Annotated in this window: 17 protein-coding genes; all 17 read right to left on the bottom strand. The window is 41.6% G+C overall.

Annotated elements, in window-relative coordinates; all coding sequences use genetic code 11:
• Positions 1-8 precede the first annotated feature (8 nt).
• A complete protein-coding gene (locus BABA_RS20920) occupies positions 9-878 on the bottom strand; it encodes an ABC transporter permease (protein ID WP_007087243.1) in 870 nt (289 codons plus the stop codon).
• A 2-nt stretch (positions 879-880) separates the two neighbouring features.
• The gene (locus BABA_RS20915; protein WP_007087242.1) at positions 881-1,828 is read right to left on the bottom strand and encodes an ABC transporter ATP-binding protein; all 948 of its coding nucleotides are present in this window, start codon (positions 1,826-1,828) and stop codon (positions 881-883) included.
• A 44-nt stretch (positions 1,829-1,872) separates the two neighbouring features.
• Complete coding sequence (locus BABA_RS20910; protein ID WP_007087241.1) at positions 1,873-2,559, bottom strand: DUF624 domain-containing protein; 687 nt, start codon at positions 2,557-2,559, stop codon at positions 1,873-1,875.
• Between the two features lie 83 nt (positions 2,560-2,642).
• Positions 2,643-4,136 carry an ABC transporter substrate-binding protein gene (locus BABA_RS20905; RefSeq protein ID WP_007087240.1) on the bottom strand — a complete coding sequence of 498 codons (1,494 nt, stop codon included), beginning with the start codon at positions 4,134-4,136 and terminating at the stop codon, positions 2,643-2,645.
• Positions 4,137-4,262: 126 nt separating this feature from the next.
• Entirely contained in the window at positions 4,263-5,231 is a 969-nt protein-coding gene (locus BABA_RS20900; protein WP_007087239.1) for a carbohydrate ABC transporter permease, read from the bottom strand.
• Positions 5,232-5,250: 19 nt separating this feature from the next.
• Complete coding sequence (locus BABA_RS20895; RefSeq protein WP_007087238.1) at positions 5,251-6,210, bottom strand: carbohydrate ABC transporter permease; 960 nt, start codon at positions 6,208-6,210, stop codon at positions 5,251-5,253.
• Positions 6,207-8,708, bottom strand: a complete 2,502-nt coding sequence (locus BABA_RS20890) for a DUF5696 domain-containing protein (RefSeq protein WP_007087237.1) — start codon at positions 8,706-8,708, stop codon at positions 6,207-6,209. Before BABA_RS20890 ends, BABA_RS20895 begins: the two co-directional genes overlap by 4 nt.
• 13 nt (positions 8,709-8,721) lie before the next feature.
• Positions 8,722-9,348, bottom strand: coding sequence for a Yip1 family protein (locus BABA_RS20885; protein WP_007087236.1), 627 nt, complete (start codon positions 9,346-9,348; stop codon positions 8,722-8,724).
• Positions 9,332-10,816: an NHL repeat-containing protein gene (locus tag BABA_RS20880; protein ID WP_007087235.1), complete on the bottom strand. Its 1,485-nt coding sequence runs from the start codon at positions 10,814-10,816 to the stop codon at positions 9,332-9,334. Before BABA_RS20880 ends, BABA_RS20885 begins: the two co-directional genes overlap by 17 nt.
• 16 nt (positions 10,817-10,832) lie before the next feature.
• On the bottom strand, positions 10,833-11,693 hold the full coding sequence (locus BABA_RS20875) for a carbohydrate ABC transporter permease (protein ID WP_007087234.1): 861 nt from the start codon (positions 11,691-11,693) through the stop codon (positions 10,833-10,835).
• Positions 11,693-12,712, bottom strand: a complete 1,020-nt coding sequence (locus tag BABA_RS20870; RefSeq protein WP_007087233.1) for a carbohydrate ABC transporter permease — start codon at positions 12,710-12,712, stop codon at positions 11,693-11,695. The genes BABA_RS20875 and BABA_RS20870 overlap by 1 nt, the downstream gene beginning before the upstream one ends.
• Positions 12,713-12,725: 13 nt before the next feature.
• Complete coding sequence (locus BABA_RS20865) at positions 12,726-15,629, bottom strand: extracellular solute-binding protein (RefSeq protein WP_007087232.1); 2,904 nt, start codon at positions 15,627-15,629, stop codon at positions 12,726-12,728.
• Between the two features lie 254 nt (positions 15,630-15,883).
• The gene (gene lacZ, locus BABA_RS20855; protein ID WP_007087231.1) at positions 15,884-18,991 is read right to left on the bottom strand and encodes a beta-galactosidase, LacZ type; all 3,108 of its coding nucleotides are present in this window, start codon (positions 18,989-18,991) and stop codon (positions 15,884-15,886) included.
• A 49-nt stretch (positions 18,992-19,040) separates the two neighbouring features.
• On the bottom strand, positions 19,041-20,687 hold the full coding sequence (locus BABA_RS20850) for a DUF4091 domain-containing protein (RefSeq protein WP_007087230.1): 1,647 nt from the start codon (positions 20,685-20,687) through the stop codon (positions 19,041-19,043).
• Positions 20,677-21,339 carry a YesL family protein gene (locus BABA_RS20845; protein WP_007087229.1) on the bottom strand — a complete coding sequence of 221 codons (663 nt, stop codon included), beginning with the start codon at positions 21,337-21,339 and terminating at the stop codon, positions 20,677-20,679. Before BABA_RS20845 ends, BABA_RS20850 begins: the two co-directional genes overlap by 11 nt.
• Positions 21,340-21,362: 23 nt before the next feature.
• Entirely contained in the window at positions 21,363-22,361 is a 999-nt protein-coding gene (locus BABA_RS20840) for an SGNH/GDSL hydrolase family protein (RefSeq protein ID WP_007087228.1), read from the bottom strand.
• 36 nt (positions 22,362-22,397) lie between these two features.
• Positions 22,398-23,738: a sialidase family protein gene (locus BABA_RS20835; protein ID WP_007087227.1), complete on the bottom strand. Its 1,341-nt coding sequence runs from the start codon at positions 23,736-23,738 to the stop codon at positions 22,398-22,400.
• Positions 23,739-23,791 lie beyond the last annotated feature (53 nt).

Below are 23,791 nucleotides of genomic sequence, written 5' to 3'. Positions count from 1 at the left end.
CATCCTTCCTAACTCCATCTTCTTCTTTCTAAAATGGCATAAGAAAAAAATAGAAAGAGGAAAATAATCGACAAATAGTAAACAATACTTGATAGACTAATGACTCCAATAAAATATTCATTACTATAATTTGTTACCGAAAGCAGTTTAATTGTTTTTTGAATGATTCCTTCGAAAAGGACTTTTTGCGATAGATATAACCAAATCGTGCCGCCAATGAAAACGATAAAGGTAATCAAAGCAATCCAGATATTTTTTAATAGCCAATAAAGTAGGCCTGAGAGGGCAAGAATGCCAACGATAACAAAAAACATGCCGGATAGCGAATCCCTTGGAATGAACTCCGACACACTCGAGATCGTAAAGAAAATGATACTGACCCCTAACGAACTGATGCCTGCAACAATTTGATTTCCTGAGATAACAGAAATGAAAATTCCAATCGCAATAAAGGCTGCTCCTAAGAAAAGAAAGCCGATATAGGAAGTAAGGATCAAATTGACATCGGTTTGGACAGTAAATGAACCAATGATGATTGCATGGATGGCCGTGATCAATACAGTCATGAGAAATAATACAATTGCCGCCAAATATTTCCCTAACACAACACTCCCTAAATGGAGCGGCGATGTAAACAGGAGCGGATCCGTTTTGTTTTTCTTCTCTTCCGCAAAGCTTCTCATCGTGATCATGGGAAAAATGAGGAGAAAAATAAACACCATATTATTGAGTGTGGAGCTAAGAACACTGTTCGGGTTAGGATAGATGTTCATGAAGGTAAAATATAACCCAAAGATGAATAAATAGATGGTCATAAACATCGTTCCATACCCGGTCATAAAGTATGCTTTCATTTCTTTCGAAAATATGGTTGTCACATCTATTCACCTTTTTTCTTCAAAATCGTTTGCATGAATAATTCCTCGAGGGAATTCCCTTGCAGATTCATTTCTAAAATTGGCAGTTCATGTTTGGAAAGCTCCCAAAATAGGGTTTCGCGTATATCTATATTGGGGTTATATAATATGCTGAAATCACAGCATTCTTTTTCAGAGTCAGGCTGTCCTTCAATCGATACGACTCCCTCAATGTGCTTGAGGATGGATTGAATTTTAGCAGAATCACCTTTAATTCGAATGAACAATTTATGCTGCAGATTCTTTGCTGCATCGGACTGCACATCCATCGGTCCCGCCGTCACCAATTCTCCCTTTTCCATAATGACCAAGTAGCTTGCGACGGAATTAATTTCACTTAAGATATGGGAGCTGATTAACACCAACGATGTCTCCCTTAACTCTTTAATAACCTTACGAATGTTTCGCAGCTCAGTTGGGTCAAGACCAACTGTTGGTTCGTCCAAGACAATTAACGGTGGATTCCCGAGAATGGCCTGGGCAATCCCTACCCTTTGTTTGTATCCTTTTGACAAATTCTTGATCAAACGGTGTTGGACATCAATTAAATGTAATTTCTCTAATTTCGATTGTATTTCGTTTTCTCGTGATTCTTTGGCAAGTTTTTTGACCTTTGACACAAATAGCAAATATTCATAAACGGTCATTTCCTCGTAAAGTGGAGGCGTATCGGGCAAATAGCCAATTTTCCCTTTCATTGCATCAGGCTCGTCTAAGATATTCATCCCATCAATCAACACATCACCGCTTGACATCGAAATATAACCAGTAATGATGTTCATGAGCGTAGATTTCCCAGCCCCATTGCTGCCGAGAATGCCGACAATCTCTCCCTTTGGAATCGACAGAGAGATATTATGTAAGGCAATATTCCCTTTATAGACTTTTGAAACATTTGATAGCACAAGCATATTCGTACCTTCCTTCCTATGAGATCCTTCAATCTAGGCAGCCATTACACAATTTTGTCATACACATTTTTTAACAGAAAGGATGAAACGAAACAGTAGATTCCCGGCAATAGAAAGAGTGTAATAGTCGGGATTAATAACATCAAATAAACAAAGATGGCAGCGGCAACGAGCATCATAAACGTCAGCTTGAATTCCTTGATAGAAAAGTATAATGATAGTTTAAATATTTCCTTCGTCTTCGACTTTTTCAACGATACGAATGGAAAGGCATATAAGCTGATACACATTAACAACGATAGCACAATCAAAAGCGGTAATAACAAGAATCCCATTGTTTCGGATTGTTGAATGATGGCATAATTAACCACCGCTAATATGTAGAAAAGGAATAGGATGGATGAAACGGTGATTGATTGTTTAAAGTGTTGACGATACCCCTTGAAATAGTCATTTATAACAGACACTTCCTGTGTTTGAACAAGCTTGTTCATTACCGTATACATCCCTGCGAGGGAAGGGCCCAGTGGAACAGCTACAATGCCAATCCAGATCACATGGTAAATCGAAAACGGAATATCCTGACTGGCGACCACCACCGCATAAAGCGAAAACACAAGCAGAATATTCGAAACAAGAAACAACGCACTAGACATAAACATCCAGTACAAATAATTCATCACCTTAAACAGCTTCCCATCAAAAAACTGCAAACCCTTCGATTCATTCATACCGAACACATCCTTATGGTGCCTGACACCCTTTCCACTATTATGGGGGTGCCAGGCTTGTATACTAGCAAACTTGTTTTTTCTTATTTGCCTTCTTCTTTTTTCTTTTTTAGTTCTTCTTTTGTTTTTTGGATTTCTTCTTCTGATACGCCAAGGTCGACTCCGTTGTCGTGGAAGTCTTTCAATGCTGCTTTAATTTGCGGGTCGACTGCTTCTAAGCCCGTTTGTACGGTTGTAGCGCCAGTTGCAATATCTTTGAATAATTTATTAACAATCCCGTTAAGCTCGCCAAAACCATAAATTAAATTCGTTTTTACGTTTTTATGCATGAGCATCGCGTACTCAACAGACTCAGCGTCATTTGCACCGACCTCATACTCTTCTCTTGTCCAGCGATCCCAATCTTTGGCTGTACCGATATTCGTGATTTCATCCCAAATTTCTAATTTCTCTTTAGGTTTTTCCGCTGTACCAAGCATGATTTCCATGGAATCATCAGCACCAACCGATACAGGCTGTTCCGGATGTTCGTTTGATGGACCTGCTGGGAAAGGAATAAACCCATATTCATCCTTCATTCTGCCGCCGTTCAAATCACTGGTAGATACCCACCAGTCTTGGGCAACCATTAAGACACGGCCATCACGGAAATCATCTCTGACATTGACCGGACCACCTTCTTCTTTCGGCTGCAAGAATACTCCTTTATGGTCTTTATTCACCTTTTGGAAGTACTCTAATGCTTCGACAATTTTCGGATCATTTAAATCAACATCCACACCATCCGCTGTCTTCTTAATCGCTTCTGCCCCATTGTTGTAAATTAAATCAAAAGCTAGACGATCCGCACCAAGTCCAAACACATCGGTTTTTCCGTCATTGTCTAAATCCTTTGTCGCAGCTTCCGCCACTTCAAACAATTTATCCCATGTCCACTCGCCTTTTTCGTATATGTCATATAGATTTGGCAAGCCAAGGTTTTGGAATTGAGTTTTGTTCCACCAAATCCCATCGCGAACGATTACTGTTTCCATTGTTCCAGGGCGAACGGAATAGGTTTTCCCTTTATATTCACTCGTTCTTCTAGCAGATTGTACCCATTTTGGATTATCAAAATCGACTACATTTAAATCACTGACAGGATAGGCGATTCCGTTCGCCGGGAATGCCGGGTAGTAGTTAAAAGCATGAACATAAACAATATCACCAACAGGGTCGCCGGCTAGTGTCGTACGAATATAATCGCCAACCATACTGTCGTATGGAATTTCAACAGGTTCAAATTTAAAGTTCCACTTCTTTTCCAGTGCTTGAATTCTCTCCAGCCACTTTTCCTTTACTTCACTGGCGTTAGGATCAATTTGTCGGAACGGCCCAGCCCATTTAAATGTCAGGCCGCCATAATCACGATCCTCCAAATCTTCGACTGGTACCACTTTATTGAATTTTTCCTCTACCTTCGGCTTCTCTGCCGTCTTCTTTTCAGCCTTTTTTGGCTCACCGCTTGTACTGTTTGAACACGCTGCCAATAAAAGGGCTAAAGAACACCCGGCTAATACTCGATAAAACTTCTTCACATCTTTCCCCCCAAATCATTAGTAGAATAAATTGCTATACCCTTCTGAAAACTAAATCTAAGCTGCTTGCCACAACCACCCCCTTCAAGTGCTATCCAACACCACGATGAAGTGGTGAACCCCTTCTTATCCGACGATCCCCGAGCGCTCAATGCTCTCAACAAAGTATCGTTGTGCGATGAAATAAAGGATGAACAGCGGAATGATTACTAAAATGGTTCCTGTATTATTGATCATGGATACCAATGCAGGGCTGACAAAACTTAATTCCGTTGAAAAGGCTTTGCTTGCTAATGTACCAAGAGAGTTCGCCATCACCTTATACTCAGATAAATACAAATTCGAGTAGAAATTATCAGTCCACTGCCAGACAAACCCGAATAACAGAATCGTCATCATCATCGGCACTGCACTAGGCAGCATGATTTTATAAAATGTTTTGAACACACCACAACCGTCCATATATGCGGCTTCTTCTAATTCATTTGGCATTCCGCTAAAATATTGCCGCATTAAGAAGATGTATAAGCCATTTTTAAGCCCCTGGGCTGTAAGCGATGTCAAGATAAACGGCCACAATGTGTCTAATAAGTTGATGCCTTTCTTTCCGGTTATCCATTCAAACAAGCCAAAGAAATCAAAAAAGCGAAAATGGAAAAACAGCGGGAGCATTAATGTCTGCGGCGGTATCAATAAACAAAAGATAACCACCATAAACAAGGTATTTTTAAACGGAAATTTAAAACGGGCAAACCCATAACCGACAATCGTACAAGAAATGAGTTGCAGCAGGCTTGTCAGCAATGACAGACCCAGCGTTCTAAAAAAAACAGAGCCATAATCCATTGCGGCAAAAACCGTTTTAAAATTGGTCATCGTGAATTCGCGGGCAATATAAACGACAGAGGCATCGTACAGGTCACTCTCTGTCATTAAAGAAACACTGAGTTTCGTTAACAACGGCTGTAAGATGACAAAGCAAATGCCAAAAATGATTACCGCCCTAATCAACGCCCATACGACCCGGCCGGCGTTTTTCCGGATAAAGTATTTTCGTTCTTCAAAGGAAAGCTTTTGTTTCACTTGCAGCTGCATGGATTTTTCCCCTCCTGACCTAGGTTTTATATCTTGAAGTTAGCTTTAGAACAATTAGTGATAAGACCGTCAATATCAGGGCAACTGTCCCTAAATAAACCCATGCCATTGCGGAACCTCTTCCAAACTCAGATTGGCTGAAAATCGTCGTTCGAATTAATGACATGATCTGATTATCTGCACTCGTAAAGGTATTAATGATCGTATACACTAGATTCACAATGATTAACGGGCTAACCATTGGGAAGGTGATTTTCCAAAAATTTTCCCAGCCTGTCGCCCCATCCATCGTGGACGCTTCATACAAGGATTTTGGAACAGACTGCAGCCCTGCTAAAAAGATTAAGATTTGTACACCTGAAGCAATGACAATTTCGTAGATTTGATCCACGGCTAGAATGAGAAAGCTGACAATCGGCGCAGGGATATTGATGGCAAATAGAAGTTGCCTAAATTGCAAAAACTGTAACGCTGTCGTAGACTTTTCAATTTCTTCCTTTGCTGCACCTTGAGCCGCATTAACGAGCAGATCCGTGTTTTCAATCGCCAAGACAATCCCTGATGTTAAAATAACTGGCAGAAAGAATATCGCTCTGGCAAAGGCTCGTCCTTTGAATTTCTGATTCAGTAAACTGGCGGCAAAAAAGCTGAAGATAATAATAACTGGAACCCTTGAGATAATTTCCGTCGCATTGGCCAGCAAGGACGGTACAAAGTTCGGATCAACTCGAAGGACTTTTTCATAGTTTTCGAGACCAATATTTGTTAGGTGGTAGCCCGAGGACGTAACACTTAACTTACTAAAACTAAATTGCAGTGATTGGATTAGCGGTGTTAAGAACAGCAACAAGAAGCCAATGAAAAACGGTGCGATAAACAGATAGCCAAACAGCGCCTTTTGTTGGGTAAGGGTCAGGCTTTTTCTTTTCTTGTTCCTTACCTTTGTCTTCACATTCACGGCAAGATTCACTTTATTCATCGCTTCCCACCGCCTTCTACAGCAAATTCCTTCGCTTTCACGATTGCACCACTTGGCAATTGAAAGTCCTGGTCTCGATAATTGACATACACGTCCACACCATTTTCATAGCTTGTTTGATATACCTGTTCTGCGATCTGTTCATGGTGAATAATCCGCTGGTTTTGTGTTATCTTTAACTGCTGATTCATCTCTTTGTATTTCTCCATTGCCTCCCTAAACCAGGAGTCGAATTGTACAGAGTAATAGGTAGCAAATTCCGTATTTTTAAGTATTTCATTCCCGCGATACATCCAGGTAAAATACAGACCTGCACCCGATTCCACCGCCTTTAAATAATCGGTTTTGAAATCCTCGGTTAAGTTCAACGCATTACCCGCAAATTCCACATATCCCTTTAACACCATTTGATAAAACGGAACCGTTTCATCCAGAATTGTATACTCATTTGAGTACATTGGAATGTCAACCATATCCTGCAAGTAACCAATGGCATAACTATTCGCATTTCTCCCTAACAAATTAATCTTCTTTTCTTTTAAAAGCTCAAAAGAGGATTGATAGTTTTCCATACTTGCTTCCCGGTCAAGCTGATGTTTCTGCGAAAAATTGGAGGAAAGACTTTTGGTCATGGAACGTAACAATAATCCTTTTAGTGAATTAGTTTTGTCACTGCTGAGAAAATCGCTGACAAGCGGCTTCGTATCAGCGGAACTTAAGATATAGCGTTCCGGATTTAACGTACTAGACCGTTTATCAATGCCATCCTTAACCAAATTCTTTCGTTTTAATACCGCGATTGTATTATCAAAATAGCGGGTCGCTTGACTATCCTTGGAAAAGCCATCAAACATCTTATCACGGTATACGTGCTGGAAATCAACCTCGAAATAGAGTGGAATCTTTTCCTTCTCTGTATAATCAATCAAGGAATTTCGTGTATAGTTTCCATCGTTTAAGTCTTTCATTTCCTTGATTTCATCCGGATAGTCATGATGAATGCCGCCATTAAACCAACCATTCATGATCACTTTGAGGTTATGGATCTCGCTTGCCTGTACTTTGCTCAGCATTTCTTGTGCCTCTTTGTAGGTGGTCAGCACCTCTGTCCCATCATAAGGAATACCGAGGAAGGTTTTCCTCACATTGATTCCTCCCAAAACTTCCATATAGAAGGGAATATCCTCTTTCTGTTTGGTCCGTTTCAATACGCCGTTTTTCTCAAGGTAAGCCTGATATACACGAGCCATGCCAGAATAATCAGCTTGATCCTTGTTTAAAAAGAAATATTGGATCTGATACTTTCCCTCATATGGCTCTTTTTGATAAAGCTGAAGCGCTCCATTCCCCGTCCGATTTTGCAAAGCACTTTTGCCATTTGGCACAATCGTGAACTCTGCATGAGCAAAGTTATAGGAATTCGTCTTCCCTGAAATATCCCCATAGACTTTAGCGTGCGTTGCTCCCTTCGTAATCACGGCAAAAAGGGCTTGGTCGTCCTTTTTTACGCCAAAAACAGGCATTCTTACGGCAATATCCTGGTTGTCGCTTGAGCTTGTCTGATAATTCAGGGTCTCATCTGCACCAAATACGTTGGAAATATACGTTGTTGCGGTTTTTTTGCCATTATTAAAGTTAATCAATGCCCCCGAACCATCTGGGACAAATAAATACCCATTTTCAGCAGAATCGGCTGCACCGAAATACTCAAGCAGTTTGATGTCCGTTAAAGTGGATTCCTCGCCATTGACTATATCCTTATGATCAATCGTTGCTTTGAAAGAATCCTGTTCAATGACATATTCAACCGGTACGGTAAAAAATGCTCCACCGGCCTCCTCAACCTGATTTTCTTCAATATCTTTGGCATACTCTTCCGCTGTATATCCGGCTTCGGCAAATAATGGTTCAGCTGCTTTTTGGCGAAAGCTCGGTGCCTTTGACCTTAGAATATAAAGCTTATTTGCCGGATCTTCTTGATACAAACGTAAGACTTCCTTTTGATCATCTTCGCTCATCTTCGCTAGAAATTTGTCCATTCGCTCATAGCTGATTTTTTTCGGAATAATATTTCCTTCAATTTCTTTTCCCAGCGTATAGGTCACGCGGACACCATTTTTAATCTTTTGGATCTTCACTTGATTATTTTTGACCGCATCTTTATACGAACTCAAAAATCCCTCTTGGACCTTGCGATTCAAATACCTTACCGTCAGCTGGGAGCGTAATTTCTCTTTGTTATCCAAGGTTGCAATGGTATCTGATTCCGCCTGAACGGGATTGGAATACCAAACAGCTTGACTCTGTTTAGACACAATGGCAAATTCCGCTGTTTGCTTATTCATGTAAAACAGTAAATTCTCATTTTCACTGACTAACTCCATTTGCAGTTTTTTCAATTCTGCTTCTACTTGTGTGGCCGCAGATGCTTTTGAAGGTGGAATGATGGCCACAAGTGAAAGGATGAGAACCATTATTACGATCATATATTTTTGCACTGTCACCCCTCCTTCACACACGAAAGCGTATTTCTTTATAGATAATATAGAAAAAACCGATAATTTGCTGGATGACACTTGTAAACAATAAGGCGATAAAAACAATTAATCCCATACCGATCAAAATACCCACAATGGTTAAGGCCGTCCTTTTTAACGAGTATTGATGCGTAACCATGGTGCCAAAAAAGAGCAAGGCAGCCGACCAGAGCAAGGAAATCGAAAGAAAGAAATAATAGAAGGCTCCCTCTTCGAAATTTAATACATGCGACAGGATGACCAATGGGACATTAATGAGAATAATCGGTGTTAATGAATAAGCCGCTGCAATAAAAATATCTTTAAATGTGCCTTCACCATCTGCTAAAGAAGTTAAACACCAATTGGCAGTACAGAATAAGAGAAATGGTAGTAAGACACTGGCAATTTCTAAATAAATATTTAATTCTTTGACATTATTAAAATTAAATAGGAATGCGGTATATTGCTGCCCGACAATAAAGGTCACGACCACAAGAAGGGTAATCGTGCTGGCTGCTGCTACCGATCCACGTTTTTCCTTTTTCAAATCCCAAAACCCATCGAAGGGACGGAAAATGAGATGTAGGCTATAGGATAATGCACTAAGATAGGGACTCATTTTCTGCCTCCTTTCTGCCTCTTCTTGTAAACCATTGTGATGTCAATACCAGGCGAACGAAAATCATGATGATAAGAGCGGACAGAACAGATGTCATAATCCTGCCAAAATGTTCATTTAAATATTCTCTTCGATAATCGCTAAATGCTTTAGAATAGTATTTTCTGTTATCTGCCAGCTTAAAGTATTCCATCGCTCGCTTGTTCTCATCATTGCGCAGATAAACTTTCCCAAGCCCTGTATAGGCAAGATCCGCATTCGCATTTAATGCTAATACCTCTTTCCATTTCTTCGCCGATCCTTGATAGTCACCATCATTATGTGCCTTGATCGCCGCATTCACTGTTTTTCCATACGCCGTTAGCTCGAAGGTAATAATCGCATTTTTCTTGTTATCCAACACAAATAATTGATCGTCATATTGCCCAAGTGCAACCGGATTCAAGAAATTCCCTAGACGATTGCCGTTTCCACCAAAGACATACAATAAATTTCCGTCATAATCATACGTGAAGATTTTCCCATCCGTACCATCTAGTGCACTATACACATGATAATCGGTGACGGAAATATCACGAAATTGCGTAAATTTATTGGAGTTACTGATATAATAGTCGCCGATTGGCGAACCATAGCCAAAATCACGCAGCACATTGACACCTGAAGGGTTTAATCGGCGGATCACATCTTTCCCGCGCTCCTCTTTGCTGATGTTTCCAAGTGTGACGTAAAGAAACTCATTCTCATCAAGAAAAAGATTATTGTATTCGGTTGGAATGATAAGCTTCATCCGTTTGATTTGTTCTTCTGACGCAAAATATTTAGTCCAAATATATTTAAGTGGATCAACAGAAACCTCGGAAGCACCCATAAATCCTTGGAAGGTGCCGTCAGGATTCAGCTCAATGATCCCTGAGTTCACACCGATTGCAATCGCAAAAATCCTGCCGGCGCCATCAACCGCTACCTTTGTCGGTCGGAACCCGGTCTTATCCGTAAGCAAGTTCGTTTCTGGTCTCACGATGCTCCTCACAAATCGGTTCTCCTGATCGAATTCAACAATCCGTTGATTTTCCGTGTCTGCTACAAATTTATGATTCTCACTTGTGACAAAAATCCCCTGCGGCTGATTCAGGCTATCACCATGATGAAAGGATGTAATCTCGCCAAGCGGTTCCATTTTTTCATTAAAGTAGACAATGCGATTATTCTTGGTATCCACCACATAAATCGTGCCATCCTTCGTCACAAACAGATCGCTCGGCTCCTTTAATTCCCCAACGCCAAGTGCTTGTCCATTCATTTCACTTACGGGAAGATAGGGACTGGGACTTTTTACTGGCTCAAGCCAGAAGTTATACGTGTAGCTATCATACGGAGCATCCGCTGAAGCGCTTTGGCTAAATACGCTAGAAACATAGATCACTAGCAGCAGGACCGCTGTATATTTCAATAACGTTCGAAACACTTTTATCAGCACCCCCTTAGTCCTTAATTCCTGAAGTAGACATCGTTTCAATCACATTGCTTTGTGAAACAATAAACACCGATAATGGAACAACCATCATAAACAGGGCAATCGCTGAAGCCGCCCCAGCCCGTGAAAAACCTGTTGCCACAATTTGATTCAAGGCGGTCGGCAGCGTCTTCAAAGCTTCGTTGTAAATAAATGTCCCCCCATTTAAGCTCCAAAGCGCCTGGAAAGAGAAGATCAGTAATGTCAACCATGCCGGTTTAACAAGCGGCATCGCCACTTTCCAAAATACATAGAATTCATTAGCGCCATCGAGTCTTGCTGATTCCAATAAGGAAACCGGAATCTGCTCCATAAACTGCTTCATCAGAAAGACGCCGAGCGGCGCAGCAATTGCCGGGACAATTAAAGAAAGATAGCTATCGATCCAGCCAATTTTCGCCATGATTAAATAGTTTGGAATGGCTGTTACATGTGGTGAGAACATTAATGCCAGAATGACCATGCTAAAGAACATCTTTTGTCCGGGAAATTTATGCTTTGCTAATACATAGGCTGCGAGTGACGCGACTACAAGATGCAGAAATGAACCAATCACGGTGATAAAGACCGTGTTAAAAATATAACGTGTGAACGGTACCCAGGAAGAATTCATTAAGGTAAATAAATCCCGAATGTTATCAAACGTTGGATGTCTCACAAAAAACTTTGGCGGGAATTGAAATAGCTCTTCTAATGGCTTGAATGCATTATTTACGGCATACACAAGCGGCAATGCCATAAATGAGGCTACTGCCAGCAGGGCCAAAACGTTAAAGATATCACCATACAAGGAACGATTTGGGGTTCTCCGCTTGATTTTCAATTCCATTATGTCCCCACCCTTTTCAAGATCTTTTGAATCAAAATATTGCAAGTGATCATAACTAAAAATAAGAGAGTTGCGATGGCTGACGCATATCCCATTTCAAAGCGAATCGTCCCGAAATCAACTAGGTGAGAGACAATCGTATGGGCAGCATAATCCGTCGATGGGAAACCAGCTAACGGCACAATCACATCGTGGATCGCAAATGATCCGGTAATCGTTAAGATGGCACCAAACATTAATTGCGGCCTCATCTGCGGCAGTGTAATAAACCATAGCTCCTGCCACCTGTTGCTCACCCCATCAATATAGCCTGCTTCAAACAAGCTCTTATCAAGTGTCTGCAGTCCGGCAACAAAGGCAAGAAACCCTGCACCAACACTTGTCCAAAGGATGACAATAAACAATGCCGGCAGCATATAATCAGGGTTGGTAAACCATTGTATCGGTTCTTTCAGAATCCCAATCTTCATAAGGAATCCATTGATAAACCCGTACTGATCGCCGCTAAAAATGATTCCCCAGATGACAAACACTTGTCCTGATAAGGACGGGGCATAAAAAACGACGACTAAAATCGTACGAACCTTTCTTGGGAGCTCATTGATAAACCAGGCGAATAAAAACGAACCAATATACCCAATCGGGCCCGTGATAAACGCGAATAAAAACGTGGTTTTAATCGACTTGATAAACAAATCATCGGATACAAACAAATTTAAGTAATTCTGCCAGCCAATAAATTTCGGCGGCTCCAAAATATTGTAGTAGGTAAAGCTTAGGCCAATCGAGATGATGACCGGCAGCACATAAAACACACTGAAAATCAGGGCAAAGGGGGCAAGAAATAAATAAGAAATCCTATTTTCTTTCACCTGTTTGCCCAATCTTCTCGACTTTTCTTTCCAGCGCTGAAAGGCTGTTTCTCGTTGAGCGCTGTCTGGTTGTATAAGATCGATTCCTTCATTAGAAGGAACATATTCTGCGTTCCGAAGCTGTGTGCCTCCCTCAGCATTACTCATGGTATCCCCCCTATCATTCTTCTAAATGTAAGCCAAACTCTTTTCGTTTGTTGGTAATTTCCCGATCAATCAATTGTTTATAATCAAGAATCGTTTCTCTTGGATCATCCAAATCGTTATAGACACGGCGAAAGGCATTCTCAATATGTCTTGAGGTGAAATATGCGCCCGGAACCTCTGGATTTCCTTCCACCCATTTCCATTGGTTTTCAAGGTTGCGATACACAGCAGACGGCCATCCAAGAATCTCCACTGCTTCCTGATTGGCGGTCGCATATCTTGCTGCAACACCAATAATGCTTTCTAACTCATTACCAAATTTCGCCTGTATATCTGCGGATGTCCACCATTTCATAAACTCCCATGCCTCTTGTTGCTTTTTCGAAGCCTTTAACATGATTGCGGCTGTTCCCGAACTGCTGACCGACCGATTGATCGTTCCATCTGGCTGCATTGTTCCCGGTACGGGGGCCATTTCCCATAATCCCTTTAACTCCGGTGCAAAAACCGATAAGTAGTTAAAGGTAGAATAGTCAGCAATCCCAATGGGCATCTCACCTGTACGAAAACGGTTCGCAAAATCATAGAGGACCGGGATGGAGTAATCAACAAATAACGAAGTCCAATCCTTGAAAGCCTTCACCGCTTCCGGCGATTCCAATTTTGTTGCTGCCCCATTGTCCGAATATAACCGGCCGCCATTTTGATATAAAAACATCGTGTATGAACTTAAGGTCGATTCGACACCGGCAACGGCCCCTGTCCCTGTTACACCGTTAATTGGAATGCCAATATTCATTTGATTCTTTTGGATATAAGGCATAATCTCATAGAGATCGGCCCATGTTTCTGGTTTTTGGATCCCTAATTCTTCAAAAATATCTTTTCGATAAAACATCATTGGAAACGTTTGCGTCTCCGGTAAGGCAAAAACTCCTCCGTTTAAGCGGTAAGGCAAAACTGCACTTGGTGAAAAGCGCGCTTCCACATCCTCATAACCAGTTAATTGACTGACATCGACAAGGGCATTCCTGATCGCATAATTGACTGGCGATGAAATAGGCACACCGAGGGCCACATCCGGCCCTTGTCCTGCTAATGTTGCCGGCAAAAGGGTGGCAGCATCAACAATCTCCACGTTGACATGGATCCCTGTTTGATTCTCAAAATAATTCTTCACGAGCGAATTTAGAATATTCCCATAGTCTCGGCTTGCTACCCATACCGTTAAATTATTTTTATCGGTTTCACCACCGAGGCTGGAATAATCCTCAAAGAATGAGCCGACAAAAGATCGGGTCGAATACCAACTGCTCGCAAATATATTTGCCCCTGCCGTTGGTGTTTCTAACTGACTGGAGGTGAGGAACAAATAATCCAGCTGCAAAGGGTTCTCCTGCATACTTAGAACCCATGCACCAAGCGAGGATAAATTGTTTTGAAAGGCCTTCCATCTGTCTTTTATCGATTTAGGGTCTTGTACCATTTGATCCAGCTGGATAACCAATGTATCTAACGTTGCCGTGGTAACTCCTTTTTTCGCCGTTTTCTTCGTTAAATCGGCGGACACCTTTGCTAAGCTTTCTTTTGCTTCTTTTAATTTCTTTAGTGCTTCAGGCGTTCGCTTCGCCAATTGATAATCCCGGAATGGATCGGGCGTGCTGCCGATAATCATTAACATTTCACGATAGGCCTCATTTAGATGGATTAAATCAGTCTCTACCGTACTGATCGTTTCTGCTAAAGCACCGAGGGAAACATCAAGTCGAATCTCATGCTTTCCTTTTTCTAAATAAAATAAGTACGGATCCTTCCCGTGAAGCTTATCGATTTGCCAAGCAGCATCATAATTGAATGAAATATTCTCCATTTCCTTAAACGGGATTTTTCCATCAATTTTTAATGATCTTGCTGCATAGGAACCACTTTTCAGATTTTGCCAATATTTCATGCCAATTTCATAGAGTCCCGATTCCGGCACATCTACTTCCCATGTCAGCCATTGTCCGACTCGTTTCCACGTATCCCCTCCAATGGTATTTAAGCGGATTTTCGTTGGATGGCTCGGTTCCGTTGCAGGAGTGGATCGGTCAAATGTCGGATAAAGCATTGGATCTGACTTGTAAGCAGCAGCCTCGGCCTGGATTTTAATTTCCTGATCCAGCTTCACCTTTTGATAGTGATTCGCTTGATATACCTTTTGAACGTCTGCGTATGTTGGGGTTTCTTCATACTGTGTTAGTTTCAGTGAGCGAATTAGCATCGTATCCTGGATGGCCTTGAGCTCAATACTGTTTTTACCTTTATTAAAATGAAAGTAAAGCGGTTCCTGTACATAGCCTAAATAATCACTGAAATAAGTAGTTTGCCAACGCGGTTCTTCCACTTGGGATGGACGGATTTCATTTTGATTCGCATCCTTTTTAACTTTGTTCGCATCCTTCCAGACCCTAGAAAACGATAGATATTGCGCATTTCTAAATGGAATTTCTCCATTAATCTTCAATTCTCTTTCAATATTCATGCCCTTCCCTTTATAAGGGTAATAGTCAATCTGAACATTGTAGAGTCCGGCTTCCGGGACATCAAAATCCCATTTCATTGTGCCTTCTTCAGGACTCACAACTGATGTTCCCGCTTGTCCTTCAAAGTCACGAATTGTTTCATATTTCTCACGATCCAGCAGGTTTTGTTCATCGATCACGATATCAACTGCCGGTTTTCTTCCACCATCACTTACTTTCGCTAGATACTCCTCATAGCTTGTCTTCATAACGGTAGTAGGTTCCAGCAGATCCTGTTGGTTTCCATCCTTTTTCTCGGCCGCGTAGCCAGGTTGAAAAGGGACAAAAATCGATACTATTAGTGCTAATACAATTGGAATGATAAAAGTACGGCTTTTCCACTTTTTCCCCAAATGACTCCCTCTTTTCAAAGTAGGTTCTGGTTTAAATATTCTGACTTCCTTGGTTAATCCGATCATACAATGCCTTTGCTTTCTTGTAGATATGTAGGTTTTTGCCTATGTGTCGCTTTTGAAAGTGTTTACAAAAACATGACAATAACGCAAAAAATACATATTGTGCAAGAATTTCCAGCATAAAAAAAGAAGGATTAAGACACTGCATGTCTTAATCCTTCTTAAATCTTGTACTACCCTTGCCAAACTAATTATTGAATGGTAAATCCATACCGATACATCTGATCTGCAAATAGCGTGAATTCTGGATGTGTTTTTGCCTGCCAGGAGTCATCGCCGCCAACACCCATTTGCTTATGGTTGATACGGACATATGTTTTTGTCCTCTCAGGCAATTGATATGGATGCCCTGCCTCCTGTAATTCTGTGGCAGTGTAGGCACCTGCATTGATTTCTAGCAACGAATCACCTGTTACTTGGAGTTTTACTCCCTGCTCATTCGCAATTTCAAAGGAACGAACATCGATTTTATTACCATGCTCCTGCGGTTTTAAATATGGAACAAATTCATTTTCCACAGTCGAAACATATCGCCCGATTTTAGCACCTTTTTCACGATCCCAATGATTCTCATGTGGACCCTTTCCATACCAGGAAAGATGTTCAAACGATTTTTTCAAAGGAATAATCATCCCGATTTCCGGAATTTCCGGCAGCCCCTCACCAGGCTGTAGTTCAAACACAACCCGGACTTCTCCATCTCCGGTTATTTCGTAATCAACCGTACATTGTGACACAGGCGATGTTTGCAATTGAAATACAGTCCGAATCTCAACTGTTTTATCCTTTTCTTCCACATTCAATTGTTGAAGCTTAGCCGTCCTGCCGGCGTGTTCCCAAATCCCCGCACGCTCGTCTAACTTGTTCCCGCGGTCATTATCGGTAAGTGCCCGCCAGAAATTCGGTACGATTGGGTCAGCTAATACCTCAGCACCCTGTTTTACAAAAGATGTAATCAGCCCTGTTGCTTTGTCTAAAACAGCGGAGAATGTTTCTCCCTCAATTTTTACATGCCCGTGGGTTTCCTCAAGGTTTTTAATGGGCTGGCTTGGTACTGACGCAGCAACACTGCGGTCGGATAAGACAAATTGATCAAATGCAATTTCATGACCTTTATCAGCCCAAAGCTGATCTTTTACCGTATGGAAACTAATCGTAATAATCGATTCATAATCTTCTTCTACATAGTTTGCTAGAACATCAGTCAGGTCCATGATCGTCTCCGATAATGGCGGACAAGAAACACGTATTGTATCACTTGCAATTTCTTCCCCATCTCTCAGCATCGTCCATCTTGCTTCATATTCGTTCAGTTCGGTGAAAAGCTGCTTGTTCATGATGGTAAAGAGGTTGTCTTCACGGCGAATATCAATTGGCTGATAGCACTTTTTCACTTCATACATTTTCGGTGTTAAAGACCCGTTTGCAAATAATAGGCCATTGCCGCTAAAGTTTCCGTCATTTGGTGATTCACCAAAATCGCCCCCGTAGGCTAAATACGTTTCGCCCGTTTCGGCCGTCGTTTGAATGGCTTGATCCTTAAAATCCCAAATAAAACCGCCCTGCAAAATCGGATACTGATTAAATAGATCTGTATATTGATAGAGATTTCCAACTGAATTTCCCATCGCATGCGCATATTCACAGACAATATAAGGCTTTGCCGGCACATCGCTCGTTTTAGCATGTAAGGCATATGCCTCGAGCTTTGATGGATGCTCATACATCATGCTTTCGATTTCAGATGCATCGCTTGAGGCTCGGTAGTGGGCCACACCCTCGTAATGAACAAGACGTGTTGGATCCTCTTTCTTGATATGTTCCTTCATCTTAATAAAGTTCGTGCCGCCAAAGGATTCATTTCCGAGCGACCAAATCACGATCGATGGATGATTTTTATCCCGATGCAGCATGGAATGGCAGCGATCTATGACATTTGCTGTCCACTCTTCCTTATCCCCTGGAACGGTATCAAGGAGTTCTGTTTGGCCATATGACCAAGAGCCGTGCGTTTCTAGGTTTGCTTCATCAATCACATACAGCCCGTATTGATCACATAATTCATACCAATAGGGATGATTTGGATAATGGGAAGTGCGAACAGCGTTAATATTATGTTTTTTCATGGCAAGAACATCGTGAAGCATATCCTCTTTCGTCACAGAACGCCCACGAAGATGCGACCACTCATGACGATTCACACCGTTAAATAAGATTCGTTTGCCATTAACCAGCATCAGACTATTTTTGATTTCAATTTTTCGGAAACCTACTTGACAGCTTTGCGCTTCCATAACGGTTCCATCCATTGTTTTCACTGTCACGACAAAGGTATAAAGCGCCGGCTGCTCTGCACTCCAAAGGGACGGCGAAAGAATTTCTTTGGAGAACTTCAGCTCTGCTTCTTCCATTGATTGCTGGTAATTTTCCGCCACCATTTCATGGAACACACGGTTTTTAGCCGGGTCGAATAATTGCACTTCAATCGTAACCGGCACATCAAACAAACTGGCATAATTGGATAGCTTCATGTCGACAGACAGTTCTGCATTCTGATAGTGATCATCCAAATGTGTTTGTACAAAATAATCGCGAACATGAAGAATCGGTGTAGTATATAGATAGACATCGCGGAAAATCCCACTTAAACGCCAAAAGTCCTGATCTTCCAACCAGCTGGCATCACTCCAGCGATAGACCTCAACAGCTAATTTATTTTTTCCTTCTATTAAATAGGGTGAGATGTCAAACTCACTCGGAGTAAAACTGTCTTCACTATATCCAACCAGTTCTCCATTTATCCACACATAAAATGCGGATTCCACTCCTGCAAAATGAATGTACACGGGCTGATTGTCCCACTCTTTTGGCTGTTCAAAATAAGTAATGTATTGGCCAACAGGATTATACTTTGTTGGCGCAAATGGCGGCTTGAGGTCTTCTTGGTTTTCCCATGGGTAGCGGACATTGGTATACTGCGGATAATCATATCCTTGGAACTGCCAATGCGAGGGCACCTGAATCGACTTCATCGCACTTTCATCGAAACCAAGCGTAAAGAAGTCCACCGTCTTTGACGCTGGGTTCTCGGAAAAGGTGAATTTCCATTCGCCATTTAACGATTTGCAAAACGGCGACTCCATAAGATCCCTTGTCATTGCATCATCTACAGATAAAAACGGCATGCTTGTGGCATGTGCCGGCAAACGATTTAGTTGAAATATTTCCGGATTATTATTCCATTCTGGATAACCATTTGCTGGTGGTGTATACACATATTTTTCTTTCGCCTTAAACATATCTCAAAGCCCCTTTCTTTTTATTCTTACCGCTAAAAAAATATCCATTTCAAAGATTCTCTTTAATCTTTTCATTAATCTCTTCTCTTTTTAGCAGGTACCACTCCCGGTTTAGAGGATATTGTTCAAACGTGATCCCGCCATCCAAGCCTTCTTCCAAAAGCTCAAGCACTTGTTCTCTGCCAATGAAGCTTTCTAACAATTGAAGGGCACGTAAATCTTGGAGTGCCTCATGTAGAACCTCAAGTCGAATGGATTCAATCGGGCCTTCTTCACCTGGATAGACAAGAAAAGCATCGCCTGATGGGAAGGCATAATGGGCATCGGTATTTCTAAATGGATCAATTGGTTTTTTCGAGTATTGCGAATACCAGAAATTATAGCCCCAGTGAAGAAAGCCAGCGATGTTGAATTTATACAATTGCATGCCGAGAACCCGATTGCGGAACGATGGCATATTGAAAAAGCGATTAGCAACTTTTTTATATTGGACACAGCAATGATAGGTCCACAGATTTTCTACACCATTATCCAAAAAAGGCTGGATATGGTCATTGGAAGGAATCGGCGTTTTGACAAGCCCTTTTTCGTAAAACGTATAGTCTGAAAGGGCGTCAATGACCGGAAAATCCTTCACATAGGTTTGTAGAATCTCACTGGCATTTTGATAGGATTCCACTTGATCAAGATGCGGCTCGTCTGACACATGGAAAAACACACGATGCTCTAATCCATTTTGTTTAATAAAATCAATTAAACAAGGTAGAAATTGGTGAAGAAATTGACGGTATTCATCACCGGCTGCATCCGTATCCCAGCCAAAAAACTGTTTTTGCTCTCCCTTTTCATAACCGATTATTTTCGGAGCATGCTTTGCCCCCCATTGGGTGAACAGGTGGGAAAACTCAAAATACGTGATTCCTGCATTCCTGCATAATTCAATCCATCTTCTGAGCGTGTCGAATCGGAAATGGTATGTGTCACCTGATTTTTCTACGTCAACAAGCTGTACAGTCGGACGCTCACCGCCAACTTCCGTATCTAATGGAGGGGTAAATAACGGTGTTAAGATCATATTCATTCCATGCTTTACAGCAGTTTGCACGAATTGCTCAATCCGTCTCCAATGTTCTTCGCTAAAGATATCCACATTGTAATAAGTAGCTAAGCAATCCGTATGGAACCATTCTGTATGTATTAATTGTTGTTCTGGCAGTTCGGCCGCAATGACCTCTAATTCAAACATTTCCCTACCGAGATATTCCCTATTTTCCTTTTCAAAATTCACTTCAATTAGATGTCTGCCTGGATCGACATCACCTTGAAGGTCAACCGTAATCCAAATAGCACGCCATTGTTCCGGGAAGGCCGTCAGTCCATCCCGTTTATCAAGCGGATAAAGTGGATCAGGATATAAGCCAGGCGTGATCCTGAGGATGAGATCATCATGATCGTGATAACAAGGGAATTCTGATGGGGCCAACCCTACGGAACGAACAGTTATTTTCTCTTTCAACGTCGATTGGATCCGCACCCTAATATCCTTTACCAACCTGGTAGATTTATAGGCAATCTGAAAGGAAAACGATTCATTTAAAAGCGCTGAACCATTGGTTACAGCGCTGTCCTTCAATTCTTGATCAGCAAAAACTTTCGTTAAAGAACTTACACATCTAGTTATTAAATCAAGCACCATCCATGGCACGCCCTTTCTTTAAAGAAAGTAATTTAGCCGTTTTACGCTCCATACTAGTAAACGCAGTATTCGCCAACCACATAAGTCCAAACGCTAATAAACTAAAACTAAAAAACGGGATTAGCCCCGGAATAAGGATGATGACCATACTAAATCCAACGACCAGTGCTGCCATACTAAGCACATGGAATGGATTGCCAATAGCAATGATCAGCGCATACTTCGCAACATTCACCAGCTTGATATCAAAATGGACATAGACTGGCATGATAAACAAGACCGTCATCAAGTAGAGGATCCCCATGATCCAAACGACAATGAGTAACACAGTCCCCATCATATCCTCGGGTCCTTTTAACAATTGGTAATAATAATACAAACTGAAACCCGTTGCAGTAATCACCCAGCCCAGAAGATTGGTTTTCACAAAGCTTGTTCGGTACAACTCCCAAAACGTCCGAAAAATAGGAAATTCCGTTTGTTTATGGATCCATTTTCTACTAATCGCAAACATGGTAAAAGTAGCCGGGAATATGCCTCCAATAATCAGCCCGGCAAACGAGAATAAGATCCAGATTAATTGCAGGACAAAAAATCGCGTAATCCATTCCATCACTGTATTTAACTTCCCCATATAGCCTTGTTGGAACATATTCCCCACCTCTTTCTATTTTTTTATCCCGCATTAACGGGCACGTGCGCTTCGATTAATTCCTGAAATCGAACAGCCATGATTTTATCGCCTTCCCCATTGGGGTGCAGGCCATCAGGCATGTATATTTCATACTCTTCGCCAAACAGGTCAAGTCCGTCTAGATAATAGATGTTTTGATCACCATGCTGCTTTAGCATATCAATGACTTGACGAATATCGCTTCTTACTTTTTCCAGTGATAAGCCCACTTCATTTGCTGCTGTTTCTCTTTCCCTATGAAAAATCGGAGACATAATCGCCAGTGGTACATCCTTGTGCACATCCCTAATCGTTTGGATGAAGCCGATTAATGCAGGGGTGAACGTTCTGTCCGATAATGTCTTTCCACCCACGATATTAATCCCTGCACATATGGAAATAAAAGCAGCAGGCAGATCGCGAATCATTCTGGCGACCATCGGCTCTAAATGACAATTGCCGCTATACCCAAGACAGGTAAGATTCAAATCCATTTTCTCTGCAGCCAGTGCCGGCCACGTTTGCGACGGACTATCGGAATAATAACAATGAGTGATCGAACTTCCATAGGTAATCCACTGTAAACGTGAATCGTCTACTAGTTCCCACTCTGCCCCTTCATCAATCCAAATCCCTGACACGGAAACAGGTACTTTCTGAGATAAATAGATTTCAATCAACTTCGTTTGCCCGGCAAGGGATTCAAAATGAACGATTGTTTCCCCTGCAGGTAGGTACGCTGTTTTTACTAGCGTACCATCAATGACACAATCCATTTCCATTAACTCAGAGGCTTCCATAATCCCAATCTTAATCGATTGGGTATTGCTACGAATTTTGATCCGCACTCCTGCCGGCATTTCCGCTTGGCCATTAATGCCGTTTGGATAATAGAACTCTCGCTTGTCAAAAGGGATTCTCCACGGCTTCATATACTCGTTCGTTTTTTCCACTGAAACGGCTCCGTGAAACAATTTTTCAGATAATAGAATCTGCTTCAAGTTTATTCCTCCCATTACCCCACACGATGAAACTAGTTAGGATTTCAACCAATCTAACGAAAACTTAGCAAACTGGATGTCCATATTGTTCCAATCAGAATAATCATACACTCGTTCGTACAGGACGCCAATTTCCCCGGTTTTAAGAACAGTTAAGCAGGAATAGCCATAATAGCCTTCTTCAATTACTTTGCTGTACGGCCATGTTTTCCCGCCATCTTCACTTAAGCGGATCGTTCCTTTTATTCTTGTTTTTTCATCAGCCGGATTTGAGAATAATACACGGACTTTTCCGTCCCCTAAGTCGGGATAAAGCACAACACTTGATTGGCAAATTGGATCAACCAATGTCTCATCAAACGTGACTTCGCCCCATGTTTTCCCACCATCCGTACTTGTTGTCACAGCGGTTCTTTTAAGCGTATAGTGGTTTCGCAAATAGTATTTCAATTCACCTGTAGGTAATTGAATGACTTGGGACTCTGTTAAATATTGTTTTCCTTCCGAGATTGTTTTCGCAGAAAGAACCTCACCGTCCAGCACTCTTCCGTCATTTGGCGACTCGCCCCGCTCCCACGTTACACCATGGTCATCGCTATACATACAAGCACAGCTTAGATGCCCTGCTTCATTTGAGAAATAGATTGGGAACACTATGCGGCCTTTTTTGTCACCGTGCTTCAACTGAATGCCACAGCCAGGACCCGAGCCAATAAAACGCATCCATTCTTCCTTCACCTGAAGATTTAATTCTCTCGGCTTCGACCATGTCAGACCATCATCATCACTTTGGATAATTTGCAAGAATGATGTTCTCGCTTCTAGCAAACTTTCATTCGGGTCAATTCCCTTTTTAAAATAAATATTACCTGCAGGCTGGCCTTCTAGGGTAACATATCCTTTTTCATCTACAGTATAGGCTGTTTTCTTGTCCTCTCCGTCGTAGACGCATCCATTTGCTGCTAGATAATAACACTCGCCATTACTATCATATAATTTTCGGCGTCCATCTGAATCAAAGCCAATTCCTGATTCACTTTTCCACAGGCCAATTCCGCCTGGAGTATGCATGAAAATCATAAAGATCGTCCCTGTTTCTTCATCTTCTACAAGGGATGTATCAATGGCAGCAGCACCATCTAATCCTTCTCCGGCATAAGCCACTAACTTTTGGACAGATCCCCATGTCACCCCATGATCTTCACTTCGCCTAATCGTTACATCGATTTGGTTCGGATTATCTGTTTGATCGACAATCCTGGCATCAATTCCAGCGATGACGGTTCCCTTCGATGTCGTAATCATTGATGGAATCCGGTAAGCTTTAGAGCCTGCAAGGTTCGGGTAAAAGATTGCTTCTGCTTGAATAGTAGACATTTGATTCTCTCCTAGCTTTTTAAAATTAATAAATGTGGGCACCAATTAGCACC

The organism is Neobacillus bataviensis LMG 21833 (genome assembly GCF_000307875.1).
Classification (GTDB): Bacteria; Bacillota; Bacilli; order Bacillales; family Cytobacillaceae; genus Neobacillus; species Neobacillus bataviensis.
Note: the sequence above shows the minus strand (reverse complement) of the source record. Positions and strands in the feature narration are given on the sequence as shown.